The organism is Stieleria sp. JC731, assembly GCF_020966635.1.
Taxonomy (GTDB): Bacteria; Planctomycetota; Planctomycetia; order Pirellulales; family Pirellulaceae; genus Stieleria.
In genome coordinates, this window is the sequence record NZ_JAJKFQ010000005.1 from 1,227,762 (window position 1) to 1,241,594 (window position 13,833).

The window sequence follows — 13,833 nt, forward strand, 5'->3', positions numbered from 1 at the left end:
GTCAATGAAGCGATGATCGATCTCAAGTCATTGACGATCGCGAGTTCGCTGTCGTCATTCTTATGTCTCTGACGCTGACCATTGCCACCGAAAACGTGTCTCGCGAAATCGAGTCGGCAGCATGACGGGTTTTAGCACGGAAATCCGGTGCCAAGTGTTGAATTGAAAGTGGGCTCATGATGATGCCGTTCAGTCTAGGTGTCGTCGTTTGGAGTTCGCGGCTTTCGAATTGGTGTGGCTAGACGTCTTCTCCATTGGCCTTCTGTAGCGATATCGCTTGTGGCGGTTCAGCCGAATATTCAAATCGTTTTTGTTTACTTTTCAATAAAAGTTGAAAAGCGTACATCACGGTACAAGTCGTGAATTGGACATCGAGTGGGCCTCCACATTTAGGCATGCCTTCCCCACGTTGGATGAAGCCCTCGCACATTCATGCTCGGTCATTCACGCTCGGTCGAGCAGTTTTGATCTGCCCCAGCTGATCTTGCCCCACGAACTAAAAATCAACATGACAAAGCGGCTGCTTTCTGCCCGAACCAAACGACGAAATTCAATCCGACAAACTCGAAAACGACGCAGCAAAGGTTTGCGGCAGCTTCTGTTCGAAGGTCTCGAAAGGCGAAACTTATTGGCCGCAATCACAGTTGACACTTTGATTGATTCTGTTGACGGATCAGACGGCGTGACGAGCCTTCGAGAAGCGATCATTCAGGCGAACAGTAATGGCGAAGACGACACGATTTCTTTGCCATCGGGCACGTTTTCTCTATCGCTTACCGGCTCAGGAGAAGACGCTGCCGAGACGGGTGACCTGGATCTCACCGAAGCCAATTCGCTAACCATTGCCGGAACCGGAACTACGGTGATCGACGCTTCGGGTCTGCAGGACAGGGTCTTTGATATTCAATCTGGAGCCACGGTTAGTTTGTCCGGTCTGACGATTACCGGTGGTGTGGCGTCGGACACTGCAGGAGCCGCGCAAAGTTCGAGTGGCGATGGGGGAGCGATTTACAACGCTGGGGATCTTTCGCTGACGCAAGTTTTGTTGGATGGGAACACCGCCGCCGGTGCGTCTGGAAGCGGTGGTGCCGTGATGAATGTTGGAACGTTCTCTGCATCCGATTCATCGATCATCAACAATGTTGCCAACCGAGCCGGAGGCGGGATCGAAGACGCGTCCAATCTGTCGGTTAGCTTGACGGACGTGATCCTAGAAGGAAACAACGCGGGCGTCGCACCGAGTGCAACCGCAGCACCGGGCAACGGTGGCGGTTTACACGTCACTGGATCGGCAACCGTGACGATCACAGGTGGATCGGTGAGTGACAACGTTGCTGCACGTGAAGGTGGAGGACTGTGGAACGGTAGCGGATTGATGACGATCGACGGTACGACTATCGCCAACAATGTCGCCAGCGGAGATGGTGCGGATGATGGAGGCGGTGGTGTTTTTAATAATGGCGGCAGCGTCCAGATTCAAAACAGCCTGGTGTTTGACAACGTCGCTGATGGTGTCAGCGGGTCAGGTGGCGGTATCTTGAATCTTGGGGGATCTCTAGCGATCACTTCAACGACGATCAGTGGAAACACAGCCAATCGTGCCGGTGGAGGCATCGAGGTTACCGGTGGCAGTGTGACGACACTCGATGGCGTCACTCTGGGAAGCGACGGCGATGGAAACAACGACTCTGAAGAAGGGAATTCCGTTGCCGAAAATGCTAATCCAGGTAACGGCGGTGGCCTGCATATCGGTGGCGATGGTGTCGTCAACATTACCGGCGGATCTGTCGTCGGGAACGTCGCAGGATCAGAAGGCGGCGGTTTGTGGAATTCCAGTACGGGCACACTGGTTGTTGACGGCACTCTGATCGACAGCAATTCGGCTCCGACGGGCGGCGGAGTATTCAACGACGGTGCAAGTCTGACCTCGCGGACCTTCACGACGACATTTGTTCCACTAAATGACTCGGGAGTATCCGGCACCGCTTCGGTCACCGTGGATACGTCCTCACCGATGAACCCGAGCATTTCGGTCAGCATCGATGCAGCGGGACTGGTTCCCGATCAGCCTCACATTCAACACATTCACGGCCGATTTGCATCGGACCTTGATGACAACGGTGACGTGCCGGGACCATTTTTAGGATCGGGTGGGTCGGCAGTCTCGTCGATGGTTCCTTCCGCCAATCAAGATGTGAACGGCGACGGATTTATTACCGTCGGTGAAGGGTTTGCTGCTTACGGCAATGTGCTTTTGAACTTGTCGGATCCGCAAACCGTTGCTCCTCAGGAAGGCGAATCTCCACTCGCTGCTTTCGACATCGATAGTTTTCCAACAGCGGAAGGCGGCGTCATCGATTTCGAGATGACTTACACGTTCGACTTGAATGATCCCGATCAGGCTCGTCAGTACAACAACTTACTGCCGATGTCGCTTCGTGAGATTGTCCTTCACGGTGTGAACACCGACATCGATGTCGACGGTGACGGTTCGCCTGATGGCTATCGCGTGACCGGTCCAGCCGCAGCGGGCACGCTGGCCGCAACTGGTGGGACGGTGACGATTGCGAACGCGACGATTTCAAATAACAGCGCTAGTGGCGATGGCGGCGGAATCGTTAATGAAAGTGGCGTGATGACGATCACCGACACAACGATTACTGGTAACGTCAGTGGTGGTGACGAGCCGGGCGAAGGTGGCGGTGGGATCGCAAACTTCGGCGGCACGTTGCAGATCAGTGATAGCGATATCACGAACAACATGGCTGTCGAAGGTCTTGGAAATGGCGGCGGTATCGTGAACAACGACGGTGGCGTCCTTGTTGTCAGCGGCGGCACGATATCAGGCAACTCCGCCGCGAGGGCTGGCGGGGGCGTCGAAAACGCAGGCACGGCGACATTTGAGTCTGTCGAATTCGCAGGCAACGACACGGGTATCAACGGTGGTGCTTTGCACACATCCGGACCTTGGAGTGCGACGTTCATCGATTCAAATATTTCGTCCAATACCGCAGGTGCAGAAGGCGGCGGCCTTTGGAACAGTGGTACTGGCACGATGGTGATCACCGACTCGATCATCAACAGTAATACGGCTTCTGGGGACGATGCCGATCAGGGCGGTGGTGGTGTGTTCAATGATGGTGGCACGATGATTATCGGTAACAGCACGATCAGCGATAACGTTGCCGATGGCACCAGCGGCTCTGGTGGTGGCGTGTTGAATCTTGGAGGATCTCTTGCGATCACTTCAACGACGATCAGTGGAAACACAGCCAATCGTGCCGGCGGTGGAATTGAAGTCACTGACGGTAGCGAGAACACGTTGTCACAAGTGGACCTTCTAAACAACCTTGCTGGCCCTGTTGGATTCGCCGCGCCAGGAAATGGAGGAGGCCTTCATATCAGTGGCGGAGGAAATCTAACCATCACCGGCGGTGAAGTCAGTGGCAATACGGCTGCGTCCGAAGGCGGCGGCTTATGGAATGGTAGCGGAGCGATGAACGTCAGCGGTGTGACGTTTGAGATGAATACCGCAAGTGGAACAGCAGATGACAATGGCGGCGGCGCTTTGTTTAACAACGGTGGCACATTGACGGTTCAGGACTCGACATTCGTAGGCAACGTCGCTGACGGTCCGCGCGGCGGTGGTGCGGGGATCATGAATGTTGGGTCTGGCAGTTTGACTGTTGTTGACAGCTCTTTTGAAAACAACAGCGCAGCCGGAGCAATGATGGGCGATGGTGGCGGTGCGATATTAAGCACTGTTGGAAATGTTGCTATCACAGGCAGCAGCTATTCAGGAAACACTGCACTGGGAACTTCAGGTAGCGGTGGTGCGATCCTGGTTCGCACAGGTTCGCTAGACATCGAGGAATCGGTCTTCACTGCCAATCAAGCGAACCGGGCCGGTGGAGCCATCGAGATCGGTGCAGTCACATTGCAATTAACCGACGTCACGCTCGGTGGCGGAACGTCTGCTGAAGGGAATTCGGTTGCAGGTAGCGGAGCAAGCCCAGGAAATGGTGGCGGCTTACATGTGACGTTCGATTCAGATGTTTCAATTGTAGGCGGAACGGTTTCGAACAATTCCGCTGTCGAAGGCGGCGGCCTTTGGAACTCCGCAACCGGAACGATGTCCGTCGACGGTACAGAGATTACCAGCAACATTGCGATTGGCGATGATGCGGACACTGGTGGCGGTGGAGTGTTCAACAATGGGGGGGAGTTGTCGATTCTTAATGCGGACATCAGTAACAATTCGGCAACCGGCACCAGTGGTTCTGGCGGCGGACTGTTCAACCTAGGCGGAGAGATGACTGTTGAGTCGACGGTCATTGCAGGGAATACCGCGAATCGAGCCGGTGGTGGTATCGAAGTGACGTCCGACAGTACAACAGTTCTTACAGACGTTTCACTTGGCGATGTAAGTGCCGGTTCCGGGAATTCGGTTAGCGACAATGCGAATCCTGGTAACGGCGGTGGGTTGCACATCAGCGGCAACGGGTTGGTCACCATCATCGGTGGTCAGGTTTCCGGCAACTCCGCGGTCGAAGGTGGCGGTCTTTGGAATTCGCCTGTGGGAACGTTAACAGTCAACGGGACGACGATCGCAGGTAACACCGCCGTTCGCGGTGGAGGTGTTTTCAATGAGGATTCGACTACCGGTACGTTCACTCTCACGAACGTCCTGATCGACGCAAACACGGCGACAGGGGATGAGACCTCTGACGGCGGCGGTGGGATTCACAACTTGGGAACGATGTCAATCGTCGGTTCGACCATCACCGGAAACGTTGCGAGCGGTTCGTCTGGAAGCGGTGGTGGAATTGCCAATGCTGGTGAACTCTCGCTGACATCGACTGTGTTGAATCAAAATATCGCCAATCGTGCAGGCGGGGCCATTGAAGCTCTCGACGGTTCTAAGACGGCGCTAAACAACGTCGACATGGCCGAAAACATTGTGGGCCCCGATGGTAGTGCGTCGCCAGGAAACGGCGGTGCGATTCACGTAAGTGGTGCCGGAAATGTTTCGTTGATCGGCGGAACCGTCAACAACAACACGGCTGCTCGCGAGGGCGGTGGACTGTGGAATGGATCCGGCTCGATGACCATTGATGGCACCACCATCACGTCGAACGTTGCTGCGGGGGATGCCGCCGATGACGGAGGTGGCGGGGTCTTTAACAATGGCGGAACCGTTTCGATCGTCAATTCATCGATCACTGGCAACTCGGCGACCGGTTCGAGTGGATCTGGTGGTGGCCTTTTCAATTTTGGCGGAACCGCATTGATCGAAGGAAGCACCTTCAGTGGCAACATCTCCAACCGTGCTGGTGGTGGCATTGAAGTCACTGCAGACTCAATCACGACTGTGTTGCTTTCCGATTTAGTGTCGAACACTACAGGCCCCGCCGGTTCGGCGGCACCGGGTAACGGTGGCGGGATTCATATCTCTGGCAGCGGCGTCGTCATCTTGGATCGGACGACCGTTAGCGGGAACATCGCTGCTAACGAAGGTGGCGGGCTTTGGAATAGCGGTCAGGGAACGTTGGATGTCCGATCATCGACAGTCGCGGAAAATCAATCGCCCGACGGTGCTGGGATATTCAGCGACGAAGGTTCCGGGACGACTTTGGTGACCAATTCGACGATCGCAAACAATGTCGCCAGTGGAGGCGGTGGCGGTATCGGTGCAGCTGGTGGATCCGTGAATCTGACCAACGCCACGATCGCTGGCAACACTGCCGTTACCGGGGGTGGTATCGAAGTCGATGCGCAAGCAACACTAACGACGATCAATACAATCATCGCGACGAACACCGCGACAACATCTCCAGACGTTTCGGGCAGCCTTGTCAGTCGAGGTGCGAACCTAATAGGAGATTCGTCTGGGGCGACGTGGGTGCCAATGTCTACCGATCTTGTTAATGTTCAGGCCGGCCTTGGAAACCTCGGCGATAACGGTGGTCCGACCGAAACGATCGCGCTGCTTGAAGGAAGCCCGGCGCTTGCTGCCGGACTTTTGGTTGGCTTGACGACCGATCAACGTGGCGTTGCTCGTCCCCAGGGCAACGGACCTGATATCGGTGCTTTTGAATCCGACCTTGATGGCGCCAATCAAAACGTTGCGATGTTATCGATTTCGGTCGCAGCAACGAATGTTTTAGAAGGAAACATTACGAAGCAGTTCACGTTCACCGTAACGCGGACAGGAAACTTGAATGGATCAACCACAGTGGACTATGCGGTCGCGGGCAGCGGCAGCAATCCGGCTGATGCAAATGATTTTGGCGGTGTGTTCCCTACCGGAACCGTCAGTTTCGCAGATCAAGAGAGCACGAAAGAAGTAACGATTTCGATTGCAGGCGATACGGCGATCGAAGCTGACGAGTCGTTCCAAATCACGCTCTCGAACGCATCTGAGAATGCGTCTATCACTACCGGTTCGGTCACTGTGGTCTTGCGTGACAATGACACGCCCGGCGATGGGACAACGCAGATCATCATTCCTGAGCGATTGTTGGGCCCCAAAGTAATTCCCGGAAATAACCAGCCGAACGCGATCTTGTTCCAAGCAAGCTTGGATGCGACTCTGAGCGTCATGCCGATCGGCCGAGTTGATTTGCGAGAGACAATTACGATTCTTGATGGTGACCTTCAGCAGGTAAGCGAATTCACTCGTGGAACGACGTCTGTCGATGTTCAGGCCGGTGAGTTCTACGCAATCATTTTCGAAGCTCAATCGATGGATCGTTTTTACGTCATCCAGTCGAACCGCGGAGTCAATTCAGTCGCCAATGTGATGCCGACCAACATCCTTTCGGCAACGGATACCGACGGAAACGGTTCGACGACTCCGATGGATGCCTTGCGGGTCATCAATCGATTGGCATTGCAAGGTGAAGGTGAACTGGGGCTGAATGACACGTTCTTAGACGTCAATCGCGACGGGCTCATCTCTCCTTCGGATGCGTTGCAAGTGATCAATCGACTTGCGATACAGGAAGCTGGCATTTCTGGGGGCGAAGGCGAGGCGGTTTCAGCAGCGTCAATGACGCTGTTACCCTCTGGCGTTTTCCCATCGCAGAGCAACGATGTCGAAGAAGAGTCGACTTTGCTTGGAACCACCGCAGTTGACCAAGCTATCTTGGACCGATTGGTGGACGATGCTTCTGTGAATGATGAAGGCGATGCGATTACAGGATTCCTCGATGCGGAAGCCGACAGCACCGTCGATTCAATCGACGAAGCGCTGCTGTCTGACGTTCTAAGCTTTGAAGAATTCGAAGCGTTGTTGTTCTAATCGCGTTGCGATGTGAATCCGATTATTCCGAATCGGATGGCGTGATATCGCGAATAGCATCAGTAGATCTCGGCTCGCCGTATGTGAAGAACTGCGGCAAGCGAAGTCAAATTCGAAAGGTGCGGTTCGCCGGGCGCTTTTAAAAGGCGTGGCGGAGTTCAAGGCGAAGGATATCGCTGTACCAGTTGCTCTCGGTCAAGACTGTTCCGTAGCCGACGTAGAGACTGGTGGGTGACGATTGGCAGCAGGAGTTGATCGAAAGTCTGGTGCCGATCTTTAGATTGACAACAGCATCGTTCACCGCCGAGTTCCTTTGCCCGGTCGAATCGCTGCGCAGGCCGCTGAATACGTGCCAACCGACGACTTCTGCAACCGGCGTCACATTTAGCGAACCGTTTTCGAGTGCCTTATAGCTGGCTCCCAATCCGTACCGCAGTACGTTACCGGCGAAGTCTTTTTGCTGGTTAGATCCATTGCCTAGCGGTGCAGTCGATCCATCGATCGGGATCCAGTAACGGAGTTCCGATTCGATTGTCACGTCGTCGGTGGGGCGAATCAAACTTAACAAGCCTGGCTCTAAACTGACGTGATCGGTACTCAGGCTTTTACTTGCGTCGCCAGTCGGAAAGTAGGCTCGCAATTGAGCCGTCAGAAGAGCACTTTCGGATTCCAGTAATGATGCCTTGAAGCCGGCCTGGACGTCATAGAGTCCACCAGCATTCTCGTTGACGATTGGATCAATCCAGCGGAACGGGACTTCTGCGAACAGGGAAAAATTCTCCCATGCATGCCACTCGAGGTAGGTTGCCAGTTCTTGATGATTATCGATTCCGCGTTCCAGCTGAGGTGCACCCGTAACACCATATTGAGCATAGAGAAACTCAGCGCGGTCGGCAAATCGGCTCGAGTAGGCGGCATCGAATCGAAGTCGAATCTGATTTCCCAGCACTGCAGAGTCGATGTAGCCGACTCCGCTATCACCAACAACGATCTGAGCTTGGACGGAATGAGCTGAGAATGCCGCCAAGTAAATGATGGCGACCCCGAGCAGGCCAAGACGTTTGCTGAGCCAGTTGCTCATTTCCCAGACTACTTTTGGCGAGTTAACGGATTGATGTATCGATCAACGAAATTGCGATTTTCGTCTTTATCGGCAAGATCGATTCAATCATTCAACCTTTCCAGAATCGTCTTGTGAAACGCCAAGTGTTGATTGAGAAAGTCTTCGAACTCGGGATTGCTTGGCTGCCGAACAAGAGCGGATCGCTGGGCTTCGATCGCCTGTTCGACAAAACGTTCAGCTGCAAGCCAATCGCCCGTTCGCGAATGAAGAAAGCCAATTCCGCCAAGCAAACGTCCACGCAAGCTATGGAAACGAGCTTCTTTTTCGGCAAACTCGGGGAATTTCACGGCCATCGATTCTAGCTGCTCAATAGCTCGCTCGAACTGCTCCAAAGATTCATCTTCACGACCTAACATTGCCAACGCACCGGCAACACTGTTGGCCGCATTTGCGGATTCATAGAGGTAAATCGGTATACCGGGAAACTCCTCGTGCAGTTGATTGAGACCCTCAAGTGCTTCGCTCGCGTGGCGAAGGGCTGTTTCCTTATTGCCGTCAGAATCTGTGAGAAGCAGGTTTCCCAAGTCCACTTGGGCGACAGCAACCCGAAACTGGTGATCTCGATTGTCCGGTTCCAGTTCCAGCGTTTGTCGCAGGTTGTCGATCGCTTGTTGATAGAATTCGCGAGCACGATCGACCCGATTGGGAACCTTTCGCAACAATACACCCAGGTTTATTTGAGCTCTGGCGAGGTCGGCGAGGATACGCACCTGTTCTGCCGCCAGCAAGGATGCCTTGTCGGATAGTTCTTGCAGCAATGCGATCGCTTCGGTGAGAGATGTTTCCGCGTTGGGAAAATCTCCCGTTTGTGTGAGCAGCAATCCGAGATTGTTTAGTGTTTGGCTGCGTTGTAGTTTCAGATCTGAGTTGCCAGGGGATTGCTGCTGAAGTTCTTTTTGCAGGGCAAGGGCTTGATCAAAATGCACGCGCGCCGATTCAGGTGCGGTGTCTCGCAATGTTTCGGCCAGCATCGCGTGTGACAAAGCCCACTGAGCTTTTAATTCAAAGTCGTCTGGTGATTCACGAAGCAACGAGTCCAGGACCTCAATCGCATCGTGGAACGCCAGTTCGGCTTCTTCTGTTTCACCCAACAAGCTATGCAGAAGTGCGATTCGGTAGCGTGTTCGAGCGTATTGATTCCACAACTGGGGATTGCTGGGGCGTGATTGCGAGAGCCGTTCATAAAGAGACAACGCCCGATTGAGCAACTCACGCCTAGCGGTTTGCATTTGTGGAACGTGTTCTAGTGAGTCACTTGCATAGCTTGTGACCATGTTGTGAATGACGTTTAACGATACCGAGAAGAACTCTTCGGCTTCCTCCCTAGCGTCACGTTCACGCTGAACATGTTTTCGAAGTTGAATGGTTGAAAGAAGCGAGATGGTTGCGACCATGATCAGTAGCATCGCAATACCGCTGGCCATCGCAGCAACCAAGGGATTCCGTCGGCACCAGCGAATCGTTCGTTCGACACGGTTGACCGGCCGCGCCAGAATTGGTTCTCCGTTCAAATAGCGATTTAAGTCATCGGCGAGGTCAGATGCCGAGGCGTATCGTTTGGACGGATCTTTGGCCAAAGCCTTTAGAGTGATGGTTTGCAGATCCGCATCGATCGCACGATTCAATTCTCGTGGTTCGACCGGTTCTTCATCAATCACTTGACGCAGGGTTTCTATCGCATTGGCCGATCGAAACGGTGGGCGACCGGTGAGACAGAAGTAGAGCGTTGCACCCAATCCATAAATGTCACTCTGTTTGGTACAACGAGATGCATCTTGGGCTTGTTCGGGTGACATGAACGAGGGCGAGCCCATCACCTCGCCGGTGTGTGTGCTGCTGGCGATCTCGTCATCGGTCGCTTTTGCCAAACCGAAATCGGCAACGTAGGGACGTTCTCCAAAGTCGTACTTGCGATCGAGGCTTCGTCGGTCGGTGGTCGCAAGTTTTGTCTGTTCAGGTGTCGTTGCTTCGGTTGGCCCAAGAGTAGCCGAGTTCGATCTTCGGTTTACACGCACAAGAATGTTTTGCGGTTTCAGATCACGGTGAAGAATTCCATTCTGATGTGCGTGATCAATCGCAGAGGCAACTTTGGACATTAGCGCGGCGACGCGTCGGTTTTCGATGGGGCTGTCCTGGACGACTTTTGAAAGACTTGGCCCCTCGATGTATTGCATGGAGTAGTAAAGTGTCCCTTCCACTTCACCGACATCGTAGACCGTGACCACGTGATCGTGATCCAGGCGGGCAGCCGCTTGTGCTTCGACACGGAACCGATTCTTCCATATTTCTGCTCGCTCTGGGGCCAACATCGATAGTTGGTCAGGACGAATCAGTTTTAGAGCGACAATGCGGTGAGCACTTTTTTGTCGAGCTTGGTACACCAATCCCATTCCACCGGAACCAATCTGACGCAACAGTTCATAGTCACCAAACTCGCCGACGAAATGGTGTTGGGGTGCACCTTGGACTGCAATTCCCGAGATTGCCCCTGAGTCCAGCACTTGGGTTTGGGGCAAGGTTGTGTCACTGTTGGGATCAGCTTGCGTGGGTGATGTCGGCCTCGCCGGATTCAGATCCGTTTCGACACTGGTCAGATCCGATGGCCACGATAAATCGATTTCACCGAGCAGTGTGTCAATTTGCTCATCGTCTGGTGTCGACGCATCGGCCAATCGTTCAAGTTTTTGTTGACATAATTCACAGTTACCCACATGGTCAAGCAAAGCATCAAGTGCTTCGTCCTGAGTCGCATCAGCACTGTCGATAAGTTTTCGCAGTGACTCTTCGGTGGGGCAGTCTGTCATTGTTGGCGAGGTGGAAGTTGTTCGGCTTGCTCCAAAATCGCGACCTCTTCCTGAAGCATTTTCTTGACCTTGCTTTTTGCAACCCAGATCGCGCCAACTTTCATCTCAAGAAGCTCGGCAACCTGTTCACCGGAGCGACCGTTGCGGGTGAGTTCTTCGAATGCCTGCCAAGTTTTCGGTTGGACGCGATTGCGAACACGGACCATGGCCTTCTCAAGCAACTCCCGTTTCCATTCGGCCTCCAGTTGCTCTGCGAATTGATCGCCATCACTGTGCTGCTGCAACAACTGATGGACGACGGTGTCGCCGGTGACGATTGCTTGGCGTTTTCGTTTTGACAACAGGTCAGCCCATGTACGTCGGGCGATAGTCCTCAGAAAGCCACGGAATTTTAACCGGTCGTCGTATTCAAATGAGGCGACTTGTCGTGAGAAAGCCATGAGGACTTCTTGCACAACGTCATCTGCATCTGAGGCTTGCATACCCCAACGGCGGCACCATGCCGCAACGAGTGGTGCATATCGCGACTCGAACCGAAGCCATGCTGCCGCATCGTTCGGTTGCGATCGAAGTTGCCCAAGCAGGGTTGGGCTGGTCGAAAGGCCAGATTCTTCGCTCACGACATTCGCCAGAAAACAAATTCTCAGAAAAACAGAGAATCGCCATTAGGATTGCGAGATCTCCAGGAAGTACCTGCCAAGAAGACGGCTGGCACCGGACCTCAGTATAGGAAAAGGGCGAGCAAAGTCGAATCGGGCAATTTCGAATCGAGCAACGCAACTGCGTCCAAAAGGAGATACTCATGCTTTCCAAAGCTGAATTCGTCAGCCAGTTTACATATGAGCTTAAACGTGACTACCTTTGCCACAACGCTTGGTATGCGAAGTACGTGCGGGATTGGACGAAAGAAGATATTCTGACTGTGTTGATCAATGCTGCGTACAAGCTGTATTGTGCGACGGCAACGAACGCCTTGGAGTTAACGATCCTTGGCGGGACCGAAATCCGCACGGACTCGGCCCTGGTTAGAGGATTTGGCGTGACGGCAGCCAACGGCATCCAGGATGCGACTACGCGTAAAATCGTTCTGGACGAACTTGTGCGTCGCGATGTCGCGAACAAAAGCCAATTCATCAATGACGCGAATCCAGCGATTCGCCCGCAAAAGTACAATCGCATCACCAAAATCGGCAGCATCCTTAGCGAAAAGCATTGGAGTCCCATTCTGAATGATACGTTGATCATCGGGGCGACCACCGCTGGACAGCAGTTTAAGTTGGCGTTGACGGCCGAGGAACAAGTGGATTGGCATCACACCAACGGGCGAAAAGTCAATCGCGTTGCGGTTCTGCGAGCGAACTTTGACAAAAACGAATGCAAGAACGCTTGGAAGGCGTTTTTCCGTTCCAACATCCAGATGTTCTTCAGAGACGGAACGCCGCGAGTATTTGCACGGGAGTTGATCGGTCTCTGTGCGTTCGGGTATCAGCCTGATTTTTCGTGGCATGAACTAGGGTTTAGACGGACAAAAGCTGGGAAAAAGATCACACCGACGTTCCGCAAATACCTCAGCGCGTTGGTCGATGCCAAGTTTCAAGACAATGACCGGGAAGAAATTTTGAAAACGTTGGGGACGTTCCTGTTCGGTGACAACAAGGCATTGACTATAACTTCGTCAAATAAACCGAAGGTCGTGGTAACCGCTTGAGCGACTCGCTTTGGTCGCGTTTCGCGCGACCCGCAATTCGTTGAAGCAACGACATCGCGTCTTGCCAAGGTTTGGTTCTGTTGCGACCTGTTTTGAAAAGAGAGATTCATTGCGTTTTGGGATCAAGGATCTTCTGGGAATCACTTTGCTGGTCGCACTTGTGCTATTGCTGGTTCGAGGAAACCAGCAAGTTCAACAGACGACGTTGAAAATCGTCGAGGTTGAAACGCGTCGTGAAAATGCAGAGATTGATCTCGAAAGAGCGAAAAACAATCTCACCGATATTGACGCTGAACTTGACTACTTCAAAGAAATAGCAAGGCTTCACGAGGATGCACTTCCGGCCTTTGAGAAGATCAAGAGTAAATACAATGCCATTGATCCCAAGCCGGAATGGATCGGCTATCGAATACAACCCGTCTTGATCGATCAAGTCGGTCAGATGAGGTGGGCGTTTCGGATTTCGGTACCGAAGGAATTTCCCGTCTTTCTAAGGTCTGCGGTGGTTTCGCTCGATTCCCTACCGAGCCAAACACGTACCGGATTGGATAGCCAGTCGTGGATTCAAGATCCGTCTACTTCTGGCTTCGCTCCACATGAGATTCAGATCACGCCGGGGATCCACGAAATCGCAATGACAACGACGAGTGGAAAGACGACGACGGTCGCTCCGACCATCGAGATTTCTCTTGATGGAAACAGGCTAATGCATGCGACTGTTCAGGACCCAGGGTATCAATTTCGTTCGACAATGAGTACCGCACCGAAAGAGCAACGCAACTTTCAGTTGAAGCCGTATGCGACCTCTCGTGCCCCCTCCACATAGTTTTTAGTTCGCATCGATGTAAAAAATGAAACTCAGAAGTCCGACTCTCTGTTCAAGGATTTTGAGTTT

6 protein-coding genes are annotated in these 13,833 nt (G+C 53.2%); 3 read left to right on the plus strand and 3 right to left on the minus strand.

From position 1 onward, the window contains the following. Positions 1 to 682 precede the first annotated feature (682 nt). On the plus strand, positions 683 to 7,303 hold the full coding sequence (locus LOC67_RS15360) for a choice-of-anchor Q domain-containing protein (protein WP_230263493.1): 6,621 nt from the start codon (positions 683 to 685) through the stop codon (positions 7,301 to 7,303). Positions 7,304 to 7,442: 139 nt separating this feature from the next. Here the strand turns inward: LOC67_RS15360 and LOC67_RS15365 are convergent, their stop codons facing one another. From LOC67_RS15365 to LOC67_RS15375, 3 genes are all read right to left on the minus strand, one after another. Continuing rightward, positions 7,443 to 8,384 (minus strand): hypothetical protein, encoded by a 942-nt coding sequence (locus LOC67_RS15365; RefSeq protein WP_230263494.1) that lies wholly within the window; start codon positions 8,382 to 8,384, stop codon positions 7,443 to 7,445. Positions 8,385 to 8,467: 83 nt separating this feature from the next. After that, a complete protein-coding gene (locus tag LOC67_RS15370) occupies positions 8,468 to 11,230 on the minus strand; it encodes a serine/threonine-protein kinase (protein ID WP_230263495.1) in 2,763 nt (920 codons plus the stop codon). Continuing rightward, positions 11,227 to 11,850: an RNA polymerase sigma factor gene (locus tag LOC67_RS15375; RefSeq protein WP_230263496.1), complete on the minus strand. Its 624-nt coding sequence runs from the start codon at positions 11,848 to 11,850 to the stop codon at positions 11,227 to 11,229. Before LOC67_RS15375 ends, LOC67_RS15370 begins: the two co-directional genes overlap by 4 nt. Before the next feature lie 182 nt (positions 11,851 to 12,032). Here LOC67_RS15375 and LOC67_RS15380 point away from each other — a divergent pair, with 182 nt between their 5' ends. Both LOC67_RS15380 and LOC67_RS15385 read left to right on the plus strand, forming a co-directional pair. Continuing rightward, a complete protein-coding gene (locus LOC67_RS15380; protein ID WP_230263497.1) occupies positions 12,033 to 12,938 on the plus strand; it encodes a hypothetical protein in 906 nt (301 codons plus the stop codon). 109 nt (positions 12,939 to 13,047) lie between these two features. Then, positions 13,048 to 13,764: a hypothetical protein gene (locus tag LOC67_RS15385; RefSeq protein WP_230263498.1), complete on the plus strand. Its 717-nt coding sequence runs from the start codon at positions 13,048 to 13,050 to the stop codon at positions 13,762 to 13,764. Positions 13,765 to 13,833: the final 69 nt, after the last annotated feature.